At 40.6% G+C, this 19,549-nt stretch carries 16 protein-coding genes; 12 read left to right on the top strand and 4 right to left on the bottom strand.

All coding sequences use genetic code 11. From position 1 onward, the window contains the following. The first annotated feature begins 4 nt into the window (after nucleotides 1-4). The 6 genes from KQP79_RS11765 to KQP79_RS11740 all read left to right on the top strand — a co-directional run bounded on the left by KQP79_RS11765 (nucleotide 5) and on the right by KQP79_RS11740 (nucleotide 8,400). Nucleotides 5-1,741, top strand: a complete 1,737-nt coding sequence (locus tag KQP79_RS11765) for a RagB/SusD family nutrient uptake outer membrane protein (RefSeq protein WP_004308589.1) — start codon at nucleotides 5-7, stop codon at nucleotides 1,739-1,741. 29 nt (nucleotides 1,742-1,770) lie between these two features. Then, on the top strand, nucleotides 1,771-3,246 hold the full coding sequence (locus KQP79_RS11760) for an Ig-like domain-containing protein (RefSeq protein WP_004308591.1): 1,476 nt from the start codon (nucleotides 1,771-1,773) through the stop codon (nucleotides 3,244-3,246). A 9-nt stretch (nucleotides 3,247-3,255) separates the two neighbouring features. Then, nucleotides 3,256-4,632 (top strand): alginate lyase family protein, encoded by a 1,377-nt coding sequence (locus KQP79_RS11755; RefSeq protein ID WP_004308593.1) that lies wholly within the window; start codon nucleotides 3,256-3,258, stop codon nucleotides 4,630-4,632. 207 nt (nucleotides 4,633-4,839) lie between these two features. Further along, nucleotides 4,840-6,489 carry a glycoside hydrolase 43 family protein gene (locus KQP79_RS11750; RefSeq protein WP_004308595.1) on the top strand — a complete coding sequence of 550 codons (1,650 nt, stop codon included), beginning with the start codon at nucleotides 4,840-4,842 and terminating at the stop codon, nucleotides 6,487-6,489. Nucleotides 6,490-6,557: 68 nt separating this feature from the next. After that, a complete protein-coding gene (locus tag KQP79_RS11745; RefSeq protein WP_004305903.1) occupies nucleotides 6,558-7,778 on the top strand; it encodes a glycoside hydrolase family 88 protein in 1,221 nt (406 codons plus the stop codon). A 64-nt stretch (nucleotides 7,779-7,842) separates the two neighbouring features. Next, nucleotides 7,843-8,400 (top strand): TlpA family protein disulfide reductase, encoded by a 558-nt coding sequence (locus tag KQP79_RS11740; protein WP_004296965.1) that lies wholly within the window; start codon nucleotides 7,843-7,845, stop codon nucleotides 8,398-8,400. Nucleotides 8,401-8,488: 88 nt separating this feature from the next. Here the strand turns inward: KQP79_RS11740 and KQP79_RS11735 are convergent, their stop codons facing one another. From KQP79_RS11735 to KQP79_RS11720, 4 genes are all read right to left on the bottom strand, one after another. Further along, on the bottom strand, nucleotides 8,489-8,965 hold the full coding sequence (locus KQP79_RS11735) for a copper resistance protein NlpE N-terminal domain-containing protein (protein ID WP_004296964.1): 477 nt from the start codon (nucleotides 8,963-8,965) through the stop codon (nucleotides 8,489-8,491). A 57-nt stretch (nucleotides 8,966-9,022) separates the two neighbouring features. Further along, entirely contained in the window at nucleotides 9,023-10,315 is a 1,293-nt protein-coding gene (locus KQP79_RS11730; RefSeq protein WP_004305907.1) for a hemolysin family protein, read from the bottom strand. A 187-nt stretch (nucleotides 10,316-10,502) separates the two neighbouring features. Further along, nucleotides 10,503-11,285, bottom strand: coding sequence for a M48 family metallopeptidase (locus KQP79_RS11725; RefSeq protein ID WP_008774941.1), 783 nt, complete (start codon nucleotides 11,283-11,285; stop codon nucleotides 10,503-10,505). Nucleotides 11,286-11,317: 32 nt separating this feature from the next. Next, nucleotides 11,318-13,696, bottom strand: a complete 2,379-nt coding sequence (locus tag KQP79_RS11720; RefSeq protein ID WP_138343312.1) for a TonB-dependent receptor — start codon at nucleotides 13,694-13,696, stop codon at nucleotides 11,318-11,320. A gap of 181 nt (nucleotides 13,697-13,877) precedes the next feature. On the opposite strand from KQP79_RS11720, the gene KQP79_RS11715 reads away from it, so the two are divergent. The 6 genes from KQP79_RS11715 (at nucleotide 13,878) to KQP79_RS11690 (ending at nucleotide 19,492) form a co-directional block, all read left to right on the top strand. Beyond that, complete coding sequence (locus KQP79_RS11715) at nucleotides 13,878-14,312, top strand: DUF2007 domain-containing protein (protein ID WP_061448514.1); 435 nt, start codon at nucleotides 13,878-13,880, stop codon at nucleotides 14,310-14,312. A gap of 25 nt (nucleotides 14,313-14,337) precedes the next feature. Beyond that, nucleotides 14,338-15,156, top strand: coding sequence for an alpha/beta hydrolase (locus KQP79_RS11710; protein ID WP_004308602.1), 819 nt, complete (start codon nucleotides 14,338-14,340; stop codon nucleotides 15,154-15,156). A gap of 619 nt (nucleotides 15,157-15,775) precedes the next feature. After that, nucleotides 15,776-17,047, top strand: coding sequence for a site-specific integrase (locus KQP79_RS11705; RefSeq protein ID WP_234120699.1), 1,272 nt, complete (start codon nucleotides 15,776-15,778; stop codon nucleotides 17,045-17,047). After that, nucleotides 17,044-17,439, top strand: coding sequence for a hypothetical protein (locus tag KQP79_RS11700; RefSeq protein WP_068855616.1), 396 nt, complete (start codon nucleotides 17,044-17,046; stop codon nucleotides 17,437-17,439). Before KQP79_RS11705 ends, KQP79_RS11700 begins: the two co-directional genes overlap by 4 nt. A gap of 484 nt (nucleotides 17,440-17,923) precedes the next feature. Continuing rightward, nucleotides 17,924-18,151: a helix-turn-helix transcriptional regulator gene (locus KQP79_RS11695; RefSeq protein ID WP_004302144.1), complete on the top strand. Its 228-nt coding sequence runs from the start codon at nucleotides 17,924-17,926 to the stop codon at nucleotides 18,149-18,151. 258 nt (nucleotides 18,152-18,409) lie between these two features. After that, on the top strand, nucleotides 18,410-19,492 hold the full coding sequence (locus KQP79_RS11690; protein WP_138273927.1) for a helix-turn-helix domain-containing protein: 1,083 nt from the start codon (nucleotides 18,410-18,412) through the stop codon (nucleotides 19,490-19,492). The last annotated feature ends 57 nt before the right edge of the window (nucleotides 19,493-19,549 follow it).

Genomic DNA, 19,549 nt, shown 5'->3' with positions numbered 1-19,549 from the left:
TATTATGAAACGATCAAAAATAACATTTTTCCTTGCTATAGTGTTAGGAATAACTTTGCACTCTTGTCTGGACATGGAACCTCAAGATCAGTTGGGGGGTAAAAACATGTGGACTTCAGTCAATGATTATAAACAGTTTGCCAATACTTTTTATAGTTGGACACGTGACTTCTCTTCTGTTGTATATGATGGAACACATAGTGATAAGCGTTCGGACTTGATTACTTACCAGAGCTATAATGAATTTAGCCGCGGAATAAACTCGATCCCTTCTTCAGATGCTAACTATACGGATAATTATAAACATATTCGTCGTACAAACTTATTGATAGAAAATGCTGAAACTTATTCCAAACCGGAAGATATAAAACAATATTTAGGGGAAGCTTATTTTTTCCGTGCATATAGTTATTTTGACTTACTTCAATTGTATGGTGATGTTATTATAACGAAGAAACCGTTGGATATTACAGATCCGGAGATGAAGGTAAAACGGAACGACCGTAGTGAAGTGGTTGATCTTATTATTGATGATCTCGGACATGCTATTGACAACTTGCCGGCTTTTAAAGAACTTAGTACTGAAGAAGAGGGACGTATTTCTAAAGAAGGTGCGCAGGCTTTCCTTTCCAGAGTTGCTCTTTATGAAGGAACATGGCAGAAATCACGTAATAATAATCAGAATACGGAACGTACCAAGAATTTACTGGATATAGCTGCCAAAGCAGCCCGAACGGTGATGGATGCTAAATATGGATATAGTTTCCGCTTATTTGGAACAGATAGTGAAACAAAAGTATTGGGTGACAGCGCACAGAAGTATATGTTTATTTTGGAGAATGAGAAATCTAATCCGGCTGGCATCAAGAAATCTGCTAATCATGAATATATTTTTGCTCGTCGCCATGACCAGATTTTAGCTTCAATCGGAAAGAATATAACTCAAGAGTGTCTGGCAAATGTACAATGGATTACTCGTAAGTTTGCCAATCTTTATCTATGTGACGACGGATTGCCCATCGATAAATCAGATCGTTTTCAGAAATATGATGAGAAAGTTTCTGAATTTCTGAACCGTGACAATCGTATGCGTTATACTTTACTAAAGCCGGGAACTCGTTATTGGGGAAATAAGTTCGGACGGACTTCTTGGCAATGGGATGAGGTAGATCTGAAGACCTCAAAGCTATATGATCCTGCGTCCGGTACTTGTTATGGTAATCAAAAATGGAGCGCTGAACGTGTTGTTCCGGATACACAAGAAGGATATGACTTCCCACTTATCCGTTATGCTGAAGTTTTGCTGAATTATGCAGAGGCAGTGTATGAAAGGGATGATAAGATAGAAAATGAAGACTTGAATATATCTTTGAACCAGGTTCGTCAGCGCGTGAATGCCAGTATGCCGGCTTTGACCAAAGAATTTGCGCAGACCCACGGACTGGATATGAGGACAGAAATACGTAGAGAACGTACTGTTGAGCTGTTTAACGAAGGTTTTCGTATTGATGACTTAAAGCGTTGGAAAACTGCAGAAAATGAGATGCCGCAAGCAATGTTAGGTATTAAATGGAAAGGTACTCAATATGAGTCATGGAATACGCCATTCAGTTTGAATGATGATGGATGTATTGTTGTAGAAACAGGTCGCCAGTGGGCAGATAAGAACTATTTGTATCCATTGCCTTCCGATCAGTTACAGTTGAATCCGAATTTGGGACAGAATCCCGGTTGGAAATAACGGAGTATGAATAAAAACAGAGAATCAATATGAAATATATAACTTTTTTATCAGCGAAATGTGTATCGGTGAGCCTTGCTATATTAGGCTTGCTATTGTCGGCAATTGCATGTGACGATAAAGAATATGGTGATGCGATGAGTGAAGGGCAATTGATGAATGATATTGAGATGAATATAGAATCATCCATAGCGTTAGCTGTAGGAATGGATATACAGGTTATTTGCAAATCTGTTCCGGAGAATGTTACTTATCCGGAGTTGTCTTGGAAATCATCAGATGAGAATATAGTATCTGTGTCACAAGAAGGTAAAATTACTGCAAAAGCAGTAGGAAAGGCAAAAGTGAATATATCCCAGAAAGCGGCCTTTGAAACACTTAAAACGATAGATGTGGAAGTAAAACCGGTAGCTACTGCGATTGAGATGGATGACTTTGAACTGTTTGAAGGCACGACTAAAAAAGCCTCTGTAAAAATTACACCTTCTAACGGATATAATGTCTTTCATTGGAAAAGTAGCAATGAGGAAATAGTAAAGGTGGATGCAGATGGTACTGTGACTGGAATTATCCCGGGAGAAGCTGTTGTTACAGCTATTGCCACTGATGGAACTTCTTTGACAGTTTCTGCTAAAGTGACTGTTCGGAAGGTAATCCCGGTAGAATCAATACAATTAGATCCGGTTGATGACATAATGATTGGACAGACTGTTGTTATTGGCTGTCATTTAGTTCCTGAAGAGGCCACTTCCGGTTTGTTAAGTTGGGTAAGTAGTGATGAAAAAGTGGCTGTTGTGGATGCCGATGGTGCTGTAACGGGAGTGGGTTATGGAACTGTGACGATTACCGCAACCGATCCTATGTCAAATATTTCGGCTACCACTAGTGTTACTGTAGGAGCCTTATTGGATTATCAGTTCCAATCTACTTTGAAACCATGTGATTTAAAACCTAATCAAGGTGGTACGGTTACATTTGATAATGGATATGCTCATATCATAATGAAAGGTCCTGACGGTAATGGAAATTGGCGCCAAGATATTAATATAGTTAATGATGCATATCAAAAGAAACTGGAGTATGCTCCTCAAACTTATAAATATTTAGCTATTAAATTAAGGAGACCGCAACAAAGTGCAACTGCGAATGCAGGTGTGTTGAAGTTTGATATAGGAGATGGAGTGACTGCAGGTAATTATTGCAATTCAGCAGATTACTATGTGTTTGATAAAGAAACTCTCACCATCGTAAAAAAAGGTACAGGAGTAGAAAAATATGGTGAGCCTAATATCTATGTATATGATATGTCTGTAGATAATGCTATAAAAGGAAGTAGCCCAATATTAACCAATGAGGCCGGTGTTGCTACTATGACATTGTTATCTTTGTGGATTGCTGATGTTAAAGAAGCCGCAATCGATAAAACGTATGATATGTATTGGATAAAAACCTTCAAAACATTAGAAGATTTGAAAGCTTACATAGAAAAAGAAAATAACAAATAAATCTGAAGTATGAAAACGAAATATATAAATGTGTTATTTAGTTTTGTTATAGCATCTTTTATGATGTCATGCAGTAGTGAAATTCCTACTGGGGACGCAAATAAGTTTAGTGATATGAAAAGTCCGGAGGAGGATATGGTAAAGAGAGATTATTTGCCATTGAACCATCCTTGTATGCTCCATACGCAGGCTGATATTAATAGGGTAAAGAGCAATTTGAACCGATCCCCTTGGGCGGAAGCTTATGCCCAATTGGAAGCAAGCCAATATGCGCAAAGTTCTTATACTGAAAACACAAGAGCTTTGCTTGACGGATATTTGAAAAGAATGGATAAGAATAATTGGTCAGGTAAATATTCGGATTATTCAAATTACACAGCATGTATGTATGATGCTGCGGCTGCTTATCAATTGGCACTTCGTTATCAGTTATCGGGAAATACATCATTTGCGGATGCTGCTGTGAAACTTTTCAATGCATGGGCTACTAATTGTAAGGGGATATTAAGAATGGAAGGTTATACCAATAATATTCCAGATCCTAATCTATATCTAATTCCTATTCAGGCACATCAGTGGGCAAATGCAGCAGAATTACTTAGAGACTATAATGGCTGGGATAGGGATGATTTTGAAAAGTTTAAAACTTGGATGAAAGATACATTTTATAGTGTTTCCGATATGTTTCTTAAAAATCATAATGGTGGACAAGGTAATATGCACTATTGGTTAAATTGGGATTTGGCACAGATGACATCTATTCTTTCAATTGGTATTTTATGTGATGATAACGTGATGATTAATCAGGCTATTGTATATTTCAAGAATGAAGAAGGAAGATATAAAGAGGCGGGAAATATAAAGAATGCAGTTCCTTATTTGCATCAAGACCCGGATTCGGATGAAATACTTGGGCAATGTGAGGAGTCCGGACGTGACCAGGGGCATGCTACTTTATGTGTTTCTTTGATGGGGACATTCTGCCAAATGGCCTATAACATTGGTGAGGATTTGTTTGCTTATGATAATTATAGGGCAGTAGCTATGGCAGAATATGTAGGAAAGTATAATCTTATCAAGGATGAGTCTTTTAACAAAGGAACATTGGTAGGGGATGATTTCATCTATGATTCTAATTCTTTCCCTTATACTTCTTATTCTAATCCCTCGTATACAAACGCAACCATATCTACAGAGCAACGTGGCACTAAACGGCCTTCATGGGAATTGTTTTATGGATATTGTAAGGAGAAAGGAATTTCTTCTCTCTATAGCGAAAAATGGGCTGACCAGATGCGTCCTGACGGAGGAGGTGGAAACTACGGACCGAACAGTGGAGGATTTGACCAGTTAGGTTTTGGTACGTTGATGCATTATAGAGAATGATAATATTCATTTTTGAATATTTTTTGTAAGGGGATTAGGTATTTACCTAATCCCCTTCGTATATATAAGCAAATAGGTTAAGAAATAGATTGTTTGAAATCAGAGATTGGATTCAGTTTTTGAAGTGATTAGTTTTTGTGAAGGTAGAAAGAACCTGTTTTTAGGAATAACGAATCTTATTTTGAATGAAATTGATTATTAAGGTATATGCGTAAAAAGATTCTGTTTTTAGCAGGAATGATGGCTTGCTGTTCATTGGCAGGTGCACAAGAAATCTCTAAGACCTGGGTGGCTGATAAGGGGAATGGAACTTATCAGAACCCGGTTCTTCATGCAGACTATTCGGATCCGGATGTATGTGCAGCCGGAGATGATTTCTATATGACAGCGTCCAGTTTTAATTGTATTCCCGGAATTCCTATTCTTCATTCTAATGATTTGGTGAATTGGTCGTTAGTAAACTATGCTTTACCGATTCAGGAGCCGGAAGAATTCTTCGATAAGGCACAGCATGGTAAAGGCGTATGGGCACCGGCTATTCGTTTTCATAACGGAGAGTTCTACATTTACTGGGGTGATCCGGATTATGGAATCTATATGATTAAAGCCAAAGACCCGAAAGGAAGATGGAGCAAGCCTGTATTGGTGAAAGCCGGGAAAGGAATGATTGACCCGACACCACTTTGGGATGAAGATGGAAAAGTTTATCTTGTACATGCATATGCTGGTAGTCGTAGCGGAGTGAATAGCATCGTAGTTATTTGCGAACTGAATGCTGAGGGAACAGAAGTAATTTCCGATCCGGTGATGGTATTTGATGGAAATGATGGAAAGAACCATACGGTAGAAGGACCGAAGCTCTACAAACGCAACGGATACTACTATATTTTTGCTCCGGCAGGTGGAGTAGCAACCGGTTGGCAATTAGTACTTCGCTCGAAGAACATTTACGGCCCTTACGAATCGAAGATCGTAATGGCACAAGGAAAGACAAATATCAACGGGCCTCATCAAGGTGGCTGGGTAGATACCAACACAGGAGAATCCTGGTTCGTTCATTTTCAAGATAAAGGAGCTTACGGACGCGTGATTCATCTGAATCCGATGACTTGGGTAAATGATTGGCCTGTAATCGGAGTAGATAAGGATGAAGATGGTTGCGGTGAACCGGTAACGACCTATAAGAAACCGAATGTAGGAAAGACATATCCGATAGCCACTCCGCCGGAGAGTGATGAATTCAATACCCGTCATTTAGGGTTACAATGGCAATGGCATGCCAATAAAAAAGACACTTACGGGTTCACGACCGACTTGGGGTATATTCGTCTTTATGCAGGCAGTCTCTCAAAAGAATTTGTGAACTTCTGGGAAGTTCCTAACTTGTTGATGCAAAAGTTTCCGGCTGAAGAGTTTACGGCTACAACCAAATTGACATTTACTGCCAAGCAGGATGGGGAACAAACCGGAATCATTGTAATGGGATGGGATTATAGCTATCTCTCCATTCGTAAGGAGGGAGATCAGTTTATTCTGCAACAAGCAGTCTGCAAGGATGCGGAACAGCAAAATCCCGAACAGATAAAAGAATTGGCAAACATTCCGGTGGAACATCTGAAGATGCCGGGAGTAGCAGATAATGAGTGGCAAACAGTTTATTTGCAAGTAAAGGTTCGTAAAGGAGCCGTTTGTACATTCGCTTATAGTCTGGACGGAAAGCAATACATGACAGTGGGAGAGCCTTTCACAGCCCGACAAGGCAAATGGATTGGAGCCAAAGTTGGAGTATTTTGCGTAACTCCGAATGAGGGCAATCGTGGATGGGCAGATGTAGACTGGTTTCGGATGACTAAGTAACTGACCGATCAAGTAACTGACAAAGAGAAATAAAGATTAAGAATTAACGCGAATATATTTGAACTAAGATGAAAAAGATTGTAGTAGGTCTGGCTGTGATGTTAGGTTTTTGTATGTGCACTCACAAGCCTTCCGGTACATTGGATGTGAATAGGGCATTAGACTACTGTGCAGAGCAGACACAACGTACGCTTACGGAACTGAAAACAGATTCCGGCATTGACTATACGATGATGCCACGTAACATTATGGCTGACGAACACCACTGGAACTGTCGTAAGGCAACGAAAGAAGAATGGTGTGCCGGTTTCTGGCCGGGTGTGCTCTGGTATGATTACGAATATACACAGGATAAGCATATTCTGGAAGAAGCGAAGAAGTTTACGAACTCATTGGAATTCCTTTCTCGAATACCAGCTTATGACCATGATTTGGGATTTCTCGTATTCTGCAGTTATGGAAATGGCTATCGCTTGACGAAAGATCCTGCTTATAAGAAAGTGATTCTGGATACGGCCGATTCGCTGGCTACTTTATTCAATCCGGTTGTAGGAACAATGCTTTCGTGGCCTCGTGAAGTGGAACCACGCAACTGGCCTCACAACACAATCATGGATAACATGATTAATCTCGAAATGCTTTTCTGGGCAGCAAAGAATGGTGGAAATCCTTATTTGTATGATGTTGCCGTTTCTCATGCTGATAAAACAATGAAATGTCAGTTCCGTCCCGATTATACATCCTACCATGTAGCAGTCTATGATACCATCACTGGTAATCTGATAAAAGGAGTAACCCATCAGGGCTATGCAGACAGTACCATGTGGGCGCGTGGTCAAGCATGGGCAATCTACGGATATACTGTAGTCTATCGGGAGACGAAAGATCCTAAATATCTTGATTTCGCACAGAAAGTGACAGATGTTTATCTCGAACGTCTGCCGGAAGATAAGGTTCCTTATTGGGATTTCAGTGCCCCGGGAATACCGGATGCTCCGCGTGACGCTTCGGCTGCGGCAGTAGTGGCCTCTGCTTTGCTTGAACTATCTACTTACCTCCCGAATGGAACCGGAAAACGTTATAAAGATGCAGCTATTGAAATGCTGGCAAGCCTGAACTCTGACAGTTATCAGAGTGGCAAGAGCAAACCGTCCTTCCTGCTTCATAGTGTAGGACATTGGCCGGCTCATTCAGAGATAGATGCCTCTATTATTTATGCAGATTATTACTACATTGAAGCATTGCTTCGGTTGAAACGTCTGCAAGAAGGAAAGAATGTAATTAAATAAAGAAGATTTATATAGAATAAAACACTATCTTTATCACAGTTATTTAACAATAAATCTATGTTGTATGAAACAGTGCATTAAAACAAATGGAGTTTTATTCTTTTTTTGTTTGATATCATTAATCATTACTGCACAGGAGCAATCAGTGCAGTCTAATATCAAATGCTTGAATTATCCTAGTTCGTTTGAGTTATTGCTTCGGCATTTTAAAGGAAAAATTGTATATATTGATGTAATGGCATCTTGGTGTAAACCCTGTCTGGCAGAACTCAAAGAATATGAAAAAACAGATGATTTTTTCAAAAAGAATGATATTGTAAGACTTTTTATTTCAATAGATGAACCCAAGGATTGGAATGCCTGTTTGAAAAGATTGGATGAAAGATTATTAAATGGGTATTTTGTCACCTATCATCGACCAGAGAATAGTGTTGAGAATAATAAATTTTCTGTTGAAGTGGAGAAGTTGTTTGTCACTTATGATGAGAAAGGTAATTTCGCCGGGCTTTCAGTTCCTCAGTTTATTATTGTTAATAGGGAGGGAACTATTGTAGAATATAAGGCACAAAGACCAAGCAATCCGGAGGAATTGAAGAATCAGTTGAAACAATACTTGGAATAATATGAGGAAAGACTCCCAAAAACGAAAAGCTCTGCAAGAACGAAGGTTCCGTGCAGAGCTTTTTTTACTGGTTAGGGTTAGGTTTATTTTATTGTTTTACCTTGATGATGTCATAATTCAGATCGCTGACAGCTTCTTGCAAGCTATCGTTCACCAGACGAAGAGTGGTGTCATTTACAATCACGAAATACATCGGAGCTTCACCATCCTTCGGAGTTAACTTAACAGCAGTAACAGGTTTTTTGTTCACAACCTTGTGTACTGTTTGTTGTTTTCCTTTTGAAGTGAAAGTCTTGTTTTGTCCTTGACCTTCAGCATCGAGGTAAGTCATATCCAGTGTATACGCAGTATCTACACCGTCAGTTGCAGCGTTCAAGGTTAGTACATAGTCAATACCCGGACCGTCGGCAGCAGGAAGAGTACCTTCATAAACTTCAGTCAATTCGGTAATCGGAGTCATAGCAAGAGCTAGACTGTCTGCTTGAGCCTCTGCGGCTTTGTTTGCTTTTGATTGGCATGATGCCAAAGCAGCTACGACTGCTGCTAACATAATTACTTTTTTCATCGTTAAGTGCTTTAAGTTAATATAAATATAGTGAGCTATTGCTCGTTTTTTGCTATCCTATTCCTGCTCTTCGTCCCGTTTGATGACAAGCAGTTTGTCTACTCGTCCGCGGTCCATGTCCACCACTTCGAATTGCAGATTCTTGTAGGTGAAGATGTCTCCCGCTTTCGGGATACGGCCAATCAGGAACATGGCTAATCCCCCCAGAGTGGTGAAGTCTTCCGATTCCAGATCTTCATAGGATAAAATCCCCATTTCCTCCATGAAGTCGTCGATGTTCATTGAAGCTTCCACCAGCATCGAACCATCCTGCCTTGTGACGATTTCTTCTTCTTCCGTTTCATCCTCTTCAAGGATGTCTCCGAAGATACTTTCGGTCAGGTCGTGCAGTGTGATAATGCCTTCTGTGCTGCCATACTCGTTAACAACAACTCCGAACTTGTTTTTGTTCTTCTTAAATAGCTCTAAAACTTTATTTGCATATAAACTTTCCGGAATAAAGAGGGGAGGACGGGCTATTTCGCGTAAGTTAAACAGCTTTTTACTGCCTATCATCAGGATAATATCCTTTACGGAAACTACACCGATAATCTCATCTTTCCGTTCGTCCACCAACAGATATTTGCTATAATGTTCTTCTTCGATTGTCTTCATCACCTTTTCCTGCGTATCATCAGGGTGAAGGATAATGAGATCTCTGCGATGCGTCATCAGTTCGTTAGCCCGTTTGTCGGAGAAGCGGAACACATCGCGTATCATTTCCGTTTCCTCTTTGTCAATCACACCCTGTTCCGAACTTTGATGGAGAATCATTTTGATTTCCTCCTGCGTCATGGGGCGTTCTTCGCTTTTCAAACCGATGAGTTTATTCAGTAGCCGGGTAGAGACACTCAGCAACCATACAAAAGGATAAGAAACCTTTGTCAGGAGAATCATGACCGGGCTGAACAAAGTGGCGTATCGCTCCGGATTACTAAGAGCGATAGATTTGGGTACTAGCTCTCCGATAATCAGAGAAAGATAGGTAATGATTGCTACGGTAGTAATCATTGCCAGGTTGCGTGCATAAGCTTCTGCGCCCGGAATGAGGGAAAAGAAAGGAACGAGGTCGTCGGCAATAGCCACACCACCATACGCACCGGATACGATACCGATCAGCGTAATACCGATCTGAATGGTAGATAAGAACTTTTCCGGTTCTTCCAATTGTTTTAAAACTCCACGGGCTGATTTGTTACCTTTTGCGACAAGTGTTTCAAGACGTGCTTTGCTGGATGATACCAGCGCAATTTCATACATGGCAAAAATGCCATTCAGTACAAGTAAGAGAAGTATGATAAGAAATTCCATAAATGGATTAAAATGGTTATAGGGTCGAAATTACAAGAAATCAGGGCACTATGCAAATCTATGTTATAGATTAATGATTTTTTAATAATAGTGTGTCCTTTTTTATCAAAAACAGAGGAGGAGATACTGCGGTTGACAAACCGCAGTATCTCCTCCTCTGTTTTTGATTTAGGAACGATGTCCGTTATTATTTAGCGTAGGTTGCTGCTTTTGCTTTTGCACGTTCGATACGTTTCATGGTATCCGGGTGTGACGAGAACATCTTTTGCAGGTAAGAAGCTTGTGGAGCATCTTTCGACAGTTCGGACAACTTAGTCAGTGAGTTAGCCATTGCATACGGGTCGATACCGTTCTTTACACAGAACTCTACTCCGTAATCATCCGCTTCGCTTTCCTGCTTCTGTGAATATTGTGCGCCTGCCAGAGCTTCAGCCATAGCTCCCAGCTCGGAGTCGGTCAGTTTGGCTACTTTATCGCTGCTGGCACCTGCTGCATTCTTCACGGCTGAACGGAGATAAGCATTCTTCATGGCATCTTTAGAATCTGTGTGAACTACGTGGCCAATCTCATGTCCTACCACTGCCATCACTTCTTCATCCGTCATCACATCCATCAGACCGGCGCAAATACGTACACTACCGTCGCCACAAGCGAAAGCATTTACGTCTACCACTTCATATACACCAAAGTTAAGTTTCAGTCCATCCACTTCTTTGATATGTCCCGTCAATTTCTCCAGACGTTTGCCATATTCAGTATCAGGTTTGGTCAATGGATTATGAGCATCCATCCATACCATATACTCCTTACTCATGTTGGCGATGTCCGCATCAGATAAAGTAACGGCTGATACTACGTCTTTACCGGCTTGTAACGCTTTTCCCAAATTAATCTTCTTGCCGAATTGTGCAGAAGCTGTCATACCCATGCCTAACAATACGAAGGCAATCATAGCGATTTCTCTTTTCATACTCTTTTCTAGTTTACAGTTTTATGCATAAATTAATACTCAAATGTTATTCCTAATGTGGGGAGCAATGTCCCGCTCGATTGTTTGAGGCGTTTCATTTTATAGTGTTGACTGTCGGCAGGGGCTTCCGGATTTTCGATGATACCGGTGCTCATCAGTACATCTTGCTGTTTCAGTTTGCTTACCGTGATATTTTGCAAATCAAGATAGAATCCCAGCATACAATGTTTCAGATAAAATGTCTTGTCGATACGGAGGTCTACCTGTGCAAAAGCCGGAAGACGTTCTTTATTATATTTAGAATAGTCGTAATATGCTTTACCTTGTGCATCCCAGGCAGATACCAGAGATGACTTTTCTTCATCATAAGGCGTATAAGGAGCACCGCCGATGCAACTGACTTTCATCCCGACACTCCATTGGCGCGGCAGATTGTAGGTTCCCCGTAAGTTGAAGATATACCGGTTGTCCCATGCGGATGCAATGTATTCACTCTCTTTGTCGTTGCGGTATTCGCTTTTAAATAAGGTAAAGGAAGAAGCCAGATTCAGTTTCTTGGCGATCAGCCATTTCACCAGAATCTCCGCACCATACGAACGTCCCTGGGCGGTGGAGGTCAGCAATTCGTTGCCAATCACCCCGTAGTCATTCCCTTTGCAGGTAAGAGGAATGCCATCTACAACGGAGAGCGGAATTTTATCATAATCTTTGTAGAATCCTTCCACGGAAACTTCGAAAGTATCTCCTTTGCGCCAACTGATACCCAAGCTTTCCTGGCTGACTTTCATATAGCGGAGATTGTATTTGTTGACATACGTTCCGTTATTATCCTTAAAACCGAGAGCCGTGTAAGGAGGCAACTGGTAATAAAGTCCTGCATTTCCGCTTAAAAACCAGTGATCGGCAAGTTGATAGGAAAGCGATATGCGCGGTGAAAGCTGGTCGGAGAGTGATTTCATCGCCGATGAATAATTGTTGGCATCCGCTCTCAATCCCAAAGAAGCAGTGAAGCGTTCGTCCATCGAAGAGTAGCTGATAGTGCCGAAAAGTCCCCAGCGCATCATCCCCAAATAAGTATGGTAATCAAACGTTTGTGCCTGATTGGTATATGCCTTTTGAAAGGTGGTGTTGGTATATTGGCTGTAATCCAGGTTCAATCCGAGGTTGACCTTCCAGTTGCGGAAAGAAGAATTGTTTTCGAAACGGAATTTTGTCTCTTGTTCGGTAGAACGGAGGCGGAGCATCAGATTCTCCGGAATACTTTCATCATTCTGACGGTATTTGGTGTTGCGGTTGTTCAGATAACTGTGGCTGACTACCACCGATTGCACATGCGGACCTGCATAATGACGATATACAGCACCTAGGGTAAACGTTTCCTGCTTGATTTTCGGCAGGTAACTAAGGATATATTCATTGTCCTCGCTATCTGCTTTCGTATTCAGTCGCATATTATCGATCCCTCCAAGTCCCAATACCGTCAGCTCGTTCTGTTCGTTAAACCGGGTTTTCAATTTGAACTGCGCATCGGTGAAAGTCGGCAGGAAAGGGAGGTCGAGCATATCAAACAGGAATTGCAGATAAGATTGACGTACAGATACCAGATAAGAGGTCTTTTTCCCGATATGCCCGTTGGAGGCGAGCGACACTTCGGATGCTCCGAGGGTAGCCTTTACAGAGTTATGCTCCATATTTCCGTCGCGCAACTTGAAATCAAGAACGGAACTAAGTGCGTTTCCTCTATCAGTGGGGAAAGCACCAGTGTAGAAATTGACTTCACGTATCAGGTCGGCATTAAGGATTCCCACCGGACCGCCGGATGCTCCTTGCGTACTGAAGTGATTGATATTGGGTATTTCCACTCCGTCCAGATAAAAACGGTTTTCAGAAGGAGAACCACCGCGCACAATCAAGTCGTTGCGGTAGCCGATAGGCGAGAAGGCAACTCCCGGATAAGACTGAACAATACGTGAAATGTCCCGATTAGCTCCCGGACTTTTTTCTATTTCCTGCAATCCGATGATGCGCAGGCTGACTGGACTTTCCAGATCGCGCCGGAAAGGAGAAGCGGTGACGGTTACTCCTGCGAGTTCGGTCAGGTTCTCTTCCATTTCTATCGAAATGTTCAGATCTTTGGTAGATAAGATATATTCGGGGGTGGTGACACTTTTGTAGCCGATGGCAGTTGCTTGCAGGCGGTAGATGCCGGGAGGCACTTGTTCGATGGTGAAATGGCCTTCCGCATTGGTGACACCACCTTTGTTCAGCCCAAGAACCATTACGTTAATGAATTCTAATGGCTGACGGCTGTTTTTCTCAATCACCGTTCCCTTTATTTGATGTACAGGTTGGGCCTGTAACAGGGAAAGCAGGATGTTAGAAAATAGTAGCAGTGTCAATAGTTTTTTCATGTGATTGCGAATTATTGCTGCGAAAGTACGAAAAAAGTATTAAATAATGATACCTTCCGTGAATAAAAAAAGAATCACTTCTGATTTGGTTCGTTTTACCTGCTGATAAAGTTAGTCGGGTTTTGTTTCACATTTCATTTTTATATCTTATTTTTGTGGGACATATTAAAACAGATTCCTTATGAAGACTGTAAAATTGATAACTTGTAATGATGCGATGAAGGCACATATCCTTCAGGGAGCGTTGGAGAATGAAGACATTGAGTCTATTCTGCACAATGAGAATTTCTCTACTTTGTATAAGAGTTGTGTGAGCAATATAGCAGGAGTGGATATATTGGTGGCGGATGAGGACTATGAAAATGCTGTCCAAGTGTTGAGGGATAACGATAGTTGGCCGGAAGAGTTGACGCTTTGTCCGTATTGCGGTTCATCGGACATTCAGTTGGTTCTAAGAAAAGGAAAGCGGTGGCGCGCTTTGGGTGCCGCTATCATTTCTGCATTGATGGTCACTCCTCCGGGAGATAACCACTGGAACTATACCTGTAAACAGTGTCATAAAACCTTTGAAATGCCGGTTTCTAAATTTAATCCTTCTGCAGAGACAGAGGAATAATTATATCTAACTATTATAACACACAATGAAAAAGAAAAAACTCTTATTAATTGCTCTTCTTTTAGTATGGGTGGCTCCGTCTTTTGCTGCCAAAGTAGATACCTTATTAATTAAAAGTCCTTCCATGAATAAGGATGTGCAAGTGGTGGTGGTAACGCCGGATGCTGCGTTGGGAAAGAAAGCTGTTGCTTGTCCCACCATTTATTTATTGCACGGTTACGGTGGAAATGCTAAAACATGGATTGACATAAAACCGAATCTTCCTCAAATTGCAGACGAGAAAGGAATCATATTCGTTTGTCCGGACGGAAAGAATAGTTGGTATTGGGATAGCCCAATCAATCCGTCTTTCCGCTATGAGACCTTTATTTCATCGGAATTGGTGAAATATATCGACGAACATTACAAGACGATTGCCGACCGCAAGGGACGTGCCATCACCGGATTGAGTATGGGTGGACACGGAGCAATGTGGAATGCGATCCGTCATAAAGATACGTTTGGTGCCGGTGGAAGTACGAGTGGAGGAATGGATATTCGCCCGTTCCCGAAGAACTGGGATATGTCCAAGCAGTTGGGAGAATATGAATCAAATAAAGAGGTATGGGATAATCACACCGTTATCAATCAGATTGATAAGATAGAGAATGGTGATTTGGCTATCATTGTCGATTGTGGAGAAGGAGATTTCTTCCTGAATGTGAACAAGGATTTGCATAACCGTCTACTGGAAAGAAAGATCGATCATGATTTTATTACTCGTCCGGGAGCACATAATGGACAGTATTGGAATAACTCCATTGATTATCAGATTCTGTTCTTTGATAAGTTTTTCAAGAAATAAATCCGGAAATACTTGACTTTGGCTTTTCAATGTCGTATCTTTGGATACAGAATCATAAAATAGATTGAGGTTAAACTGCGATAGAAGGAGGAGGCGAAAGCTTTCTCCTTTTTTGTTATATGCTGCGGTGACGGAGAATCTCACCCCGGCTTGTAGCGGTTGTAAGCCCGGGTGTAAAGACACTTTAGCTGCCGGGGGATGGGAAATCAGGTGTTTTATCTGAGTAAATCATACGCTTGGTTAAGTGTAAACCGATGCTTTGAACGATGGAAAGTACATATAAAAAGTGTTTGAGAGAAGAATGAGGAAAGTTTACTGGTTATCAGTTACTTTCCTCATTTTGGTTAAAAGTGATGAGGACAGACGAAGACGGGAATACGACAAGATGAGACAGAGGAACGTTACCTATCCGTAACCTATACCCCAAATGGGGAATGTTGAGGTTCGGAAGAATGAGGAAGGTTACGAATTGAATTTGAACACTCTGATTTATAGTGAGTTACTGATGAGTAACGTAAGATTTTTGGTTACGAACCAAATTTGCCGTGTTCTGCCGTGAAATGCGTAGCAAGAAAAGACTCTTCATGTATTAATTTTGAACGCAAAAAAGAATGACGTTATGAAGAGTACATTTTCAATTATCTTCTACCTCAAAAGACAGGTAGTAAAGAAAGATGGTACTGTTCCAGTTATGGGACGTATCACAGTGGACGGAACACAGTCGCAGTTCAGTTGCAAAACAACTGCCAATCCAAATTTGTGGGACACCAAGGGCGGACGCATGATAGGTAAGAGTATGCAGGCTTTGGAGGTGAACCGCAAATTGGACAAGATGCGTGTGAGTATCAGTAAGCATTATCAGGAGATTATGGACAGGGACAACTTCGTCACTGCCGACAAGGTGAAGAACGCCTTTCTTGGCTTGGAGTATCGTTGCCATACACTGATGAAAGTCTATTCTCAAAGCCGTGATGAAATGGAAAAGCAATATAAGGCTGGCATAAAGTCTTTGAGCTCATTCACAAGATACAGAATAGGATGTGCCTATGTCGGTGAGTTCTTGCAATCGCATTATCATGTCAAGGATATTGCTTTGAAAGAGTTGTCTCTGCCTTTTATCACGGACTACGAGACTTTTCTCAGAACCGAAAAGCACTTGAAGATAAACTCTGCGATGGTGTTTGTCCGCAATCTCCGTGCAATGGTATTCCGCGCCATAGATAATGAGTGGCTTGTAAAAGACCCTTTCAGACGATATGAGTACAAGGAAGAAGAGACGACAAGGGAGTTCTTGACAAAAGAAGAGATTCGCTTGCTCATGGAAATACCAATCACCCGAAAGAAGATGAGCATGGTACGTGATTTGTTTCTGTTCTGTTGTTTCACTGGTCTTGCCTTCATAGATCTTTATAACCTGAAGGAAGAGAACATCAAAACGTTCTTTGACGATGGCGAGTGGATAATAATTCATCGACAGAAGACGGGAACTGAAGCCGACATCAAGTTGCTTGACTATCCCAAGCAGATTATGGAAAAATACCGTGGATTGTGTGAAGACGGCAGGGTGTTTCCAGTACCCAACTACAAAAGTTGTATGGATTCGCTCAAAAGACTGGGCAAAAAATGTGGTATCACCAAGCCGCTGTCCTGGCATGTCTCCCGTCATTCGTTCGCAACCTCGGTTTGCCTCTCCAACGGAGTTCCAATAGAAACCGTGAGTTCAATGCTTGGTCACAAGAACATAAAGACAACCCAGGTGTATGCCAAGATTACCAAGGAAAAATTGAGCAAAGACGTGGAAAAGTTGTCTCAGCAAATAAATAACATTGAGGAATTCACGTTTGGAAATGTTTGCAACGATAATACTAACACTATAAATGGCAGAGTATGAAACGACAAGTGATAACAATACAAGAAGATATGGTCATCTACGCCCCACATCATGGTGAGGTGTGGATGACAGTTTGGGAGATTGCCGAACTGTTGAATGTAACAGGGACAGCAGTGAAGAATACCATCAAGCGCATTTGGAAACAAAGTGGGCTGAAAGACTTCCAGCATTCGCAATACATCAAACTTGAAAATGGATATTCTGCGAATGTCTATGATATGGAAGTGATTATCGCCATAGCACTTCAAATGGATACATATCAAGCCTTGTTGTTCAGACAATGGCTTATCAGTAAGGTTGTGAACCGCAAGGTGTGCCAAGCAGAGCAAGTAAAAAACGAGTATCCGATGATTATTGTAATGAACGGAACGATGCCAAGAGATGCTAGTTAGAATCTTTCATCTTTTTAATAAGATTTAATAGCGTACAGAGAGAACGATTTTTGTCGTTGTACACTGTACGCTATTTTTGTTTCGCAATCTTACTGATTGTTTGTAATGTTCTGATAATCAATGCTAATCCGAATTACAAAATGGCAAAAGAAACAAATTAGGAACAACAAAATCCCGTAACCCCAAAATGAAATTATGAGAAAACAAAAATTAACACGGATAACGCGGAATTTTTCCGATTTTAATATTCATAAATCAACTCCAAAAGAAGAAAATTATAAGTAGGCACATCTGTTTTCATTTTAATAGAATATAGTGGTATGCAAGATGAAGATGGGACGAGTCACTGTAAATCATGCAAAAATTAGCAAAATTTCTAATTAGGCAAATTATTTGCCGATTTTTATAATGATTTTCGGATAAACAAACGATATTTGGAGGAAAATGAGTATCTTTGCAACCGAAAACAATAATAATATACGCAATGGCTGAGAAAAATCTTAATCGTATAAAAGTTATGCTTGCAGAAAAGGGGAAAACGAACAAATGGCTTGCAGAGAAACTTGGCAGAGACCAAGCAACCATTTCCAAATGGTGTACTAATGCTTGTCAACCTCCTTTAGAAGCATTAATACAGATATCTCAATGTCTGGAAGTTGATATAAAAGAACTCATTAGGGTTCCTGAACATAATCCTTATAAAGAATTGTAATGAAAAAAATAAATACTTCATTCTCATTATTTGATTTCAATAAGAAACGTGTGACTTAGAGCAATTTGATGCAAGATCTTAGGTGAGTCGGTCTTGACATTTTAACTCAAGCAGCGAGCACTCAGTGATATTCATTTCTGTTTTTTATCCCAACTGGCTTATAATTCGGAAATTTATCAAAATTTGTATCAAAACTAAATAAGCATAACAATGGAACCATCTATATACAGTTTTTCACTTTGTACCGCACTGCCGTTAATGTTATTCTTCGGCTTTTATTTTTTGTTTGCAAAGACTCCTGAAAAGAAAATTTTCAAGAATTATCTCCGTTCCCGACAGATTATGGGTATAGCTATGTTGCTGCTTTCAGCAAACTATTCGGTACATTTCTTCTTTGGTATCCGATTCAAAAATGCGGATTCTGCCATATTGATGAACATGTCCACATACTTTCTGTGCTATTCTCTGTTCAGTTCGGCATTGATAATGTTGCTTGATCGTTTTTACATTACCAAACGGCGTGTGTGGACACATATCATTTTATGGATTATATTTTCAACTCTTTCCGGAGTTGTGTTGTTCCTGTTGCCAAGCGGAATCATGCAAAAAATCTCTTTATTTGCTTTAGCTGCCTGGTTAGTCGTTTTTGGAGTCGTTTTAGCTCACAGAGTTATAATTGCATATCGTAGAGCCATTCGGATTTTCAATGAAACTCAGGCGGATGATATAGGCGCATATATCGAATGGCTTTCCATATTCACTTATTGGGCACTTATCTTCGGTGTCGGATGCGGATTGCTGACATTTCTGCCAGACGAATATGTTTTTATCTGGATTTTGTCGTCAATACCATTCTACAGCTATCTTTTCTACAGCTATCTGAACTACCTGCTGTTCTATGAACAGGTAGAAAATGCGTTTGAGCAGGATATACAATCTGAAGAAGAACTTCTGACAAATTCGGAAACTGAACATGAAATAGTTTCTGAGAAAGAAGTTCCTAGGTCCTATACAGAATTTATAGAGAGGGTTGACAACTGGATAAAGACAGACGGCTATGTCCAGCAGGGACTTACCATAAAAGAACTGTCCGAAATACTTTATACGAACCGTACCTATCTTTCCGCTTATATCAAGACTACGTATAAAATGACATTCCGCGAATGGATAACCAGTCTTCGGTTGGAGTATGCGAAAAACATACTGAAGGAGCATCCAGAAATCAATATACAGAAGCTGGCTGAGTCTTCTGGTTTTCTTTCCCAAAGTAACTTTATCAAATTATTTTCCGAGAAAGAAGGATGTACGCCTGCCAAATGGAAAAAATCAAATCGGGAATAATTTGTGTAGTAAAAAACATCGGAAAAGGTCACAGAAACCCATTTCCAAAAAGTGCTC

It is taken from the genome of Bacteroides sp. DH3716P (assembly GCF_025914115.1).
GTDB classification, from domain to species: domain Bacteria; phylum Bacteroidota; class Bacteroidia; order Bacteroidales; family Bacteroidaceae; genus Bacteroides; species Bacteroides ovatus.
This window is presented reverse-complemented; position numbering and strand designations above follow the sequence as displayed.

Bases quoted from the DNA above. Each gene is read 5' to 3' on its own strand.
- KQP79_RS11760 (WP_004308591.1), top strand. From the start codon at position 1,771: ATGAAATATATAACTTTTTTATCAGCGAAATGTGTATCGGTGAGCCTT.
- KQP79_RS11695 (WP_004302144.1), top strand. From the start codon at position 17,924: ATGGCTGAGAAAAATCTTAATCGTATAAAAGTTATGCTTGCAGAAAAG.
- KQP79_RS11765 (WP_004308589.1), top strand. From the start codon at position 5: ATGAAACGATCAAAAATAACATTTTTCCTTGCTATAGTGTTAGGAATA.
- KQP79_RS11755 (WP_004308593.1), top strand. From the start codon at position 3,256: ATGAAAACGAAATATATAAATGTGTTATTTAGTTTTGTTATAGCATCT.
- KQP79_RS11750 (WP_004308595.1), top strand. From the start codon at position 4,840: ATGCGTAAAAAGATTCTGTTTTTAGCAGGAATGATGGCTTGCTGTTCA.
- KQP79_RS11720 (WP_138343312.1), bottom strand. From the start codon at position 13,696: ATGAAAAAACTATTGACACTGCTACTATTTTCTAACATCCTGCTTTCC.
- KQP79_RS11745 (WP_004305903.1), top strand. From the start codon at position 6,558: ATGAAAAAGATTGTAGTAGGTCTGGCTGTGATGTTAGGTTTTTGTATG.
- KQP79_RS11735 (WP_004296964.1), bottom strand. From the start codon at position 8,965: ATGAAAAAAGTAATTATGTTAGCAGCAGTCGTAGCTGCTTTGGCATCA.
- KQP79_RS11715 (WP_061448514.1), top strand. From the start codon at position 13,878: ATGAAGACTGTAAAATTGATAACTTGTAATGATGCGATGAAGGCACAT.
- KQP79_RS11700 (WP_068855616.1), top strand. From the start codon at position 17,044: ATGAAACGACAAGTGATAACAATACAAGAAGATATGGTCATCTACGCC.
- KQP79_RS11690 (WP_138273927.1), top strand. From the start codon at position 18,410: ATGTTATTCTTCGGCTTTTATTTTTTGTTTGCAAAGACTCCTGAAAAG.
- KQP79_RS11730 (WP_004305907.1), bottom strand. From the start codon at position 10,315: ATGGAATTTCTTATCATACTTCTCTTACTTGTACTGAATGGCATTTTT.
- KQP79_RS11725 (WP_008774941.1), bottom strand. From the start codon at position 11,285: ATGAAAAGAGAAATCGCTATGATTGCCTTCGTATTGTTAGGCATGGGT.
- KQP79_RS11710 (WP_004308602.1), top strand. From the start codon at position 14,338: ATGAAAAAGAAAAAACTCTTATTAATTGCTCTTCTTTTAGTATGGGTG.
- KQP79_RS11740 (WP_004296965.1), top strand. From the start codon at position 7,843: ATGAAACAGTGCATTAAAACAAATGGAGTTTTATTCTTTTTTTGTTTG.
- KQP79_RS11705 (WP_234120699.1), top strand. From the start codon at position 15,776: ATGAAGAGTACATTTTCAATTATCTTCTACCTCAAAAGACAGGTAGTA.